Below are 796 nucleotides of genomic sequence, written 5' to 3'. Positions count from 1 at the left end.
AGGGGAAGAACGACCCGGGGTTTCGCACGAAGCTGCAGATCGGGGCGGAGCTGGCACGCCGTGCGGAGGCGGCCGGGTTCCCGTTTCGCGCGGTCGCGGCCGACAGTGCCTACGGCGACCAGGACGGGTTCCGCGGGGAGCTGCGCGAAGCCGGGCTGCCGTTCGTCATGGCGCTCAAGCCTCGACACGGCACCTGGGCCTACGGCCCGGCCGCGCATACCCCGGCCGATGCCGCCCGGGCCCTGGCCTGGAACGGGCCCGAGGACCCGGGCGAGTGGGCGCCGGTCGAGCGGGCCTTCCACGACGGGCACACCGAGACCTGGTACGCCGCCGACGCCACTCTGGGCGCCTGGGGCCCGGACGGGTACACGCGCCTGGCCGTGGCCACCAAGGACCCTGCGACGCTCCCGGAGAAGGCCACCTGGTACCTGGCCACCAACCTCCCGCGCCCAGGCTCCCCGCGCGAAGCCGAGAGCGAACATCCACCCGCGGACCTGGCCGAGGTCACCCGGATCTACGGCGTGCGCCACTGGATCGAACAGGCCTACAAGCAGGTCAAAGACCAGCTCGGCTGGGCCGACTTCCAAGTCCGCTCCGATACCGCCATACGCAGGCATCAAACCCTCGTCAACTGCGCGTTCAGCTTCTGCTGGGACGCCTACCACGACGAACCGGCACCCGAGGATGCACCGCGGTCCGAGGCGGACCCGCCGGAAACCCAGGACGAGGAGAGGGGGGAGCCACACTCCCGTACCGGCGCGCACCGTCTCCTGGCCCAGAGCGCTGAGACAGGTAC

1 protein-coding gene is annotated in these 796 nt (G+C 71.6%); it reads left to right on the top strand.

Translation table 11 applies throughout. From position 1 onward, the window contains the following. Positions 1 to 796, top strand: a 796-nt coding sequence (locus KDL01_RS41525) for an IS701 family transposase (protein ID WP_212534211.1), incomplete at both ends; no start/stop codon positions are given.

Source organism: Actinospica durhamensis, assembly GCF_018139695.1.
In the GTDB taxonomy this organism is placed as follows: domain Bacteria; phylum Actinomycetota; class Actinomycetes; order Streptomycetales; family Catenulisporaceae; genus Actinospica; species Actinospica durhamensis.
The sequence above is the reverse complement of the archived record's forward strand: the minus strand, read 5'-3'. Positions and strand labels throughout refer to the sequence as shown.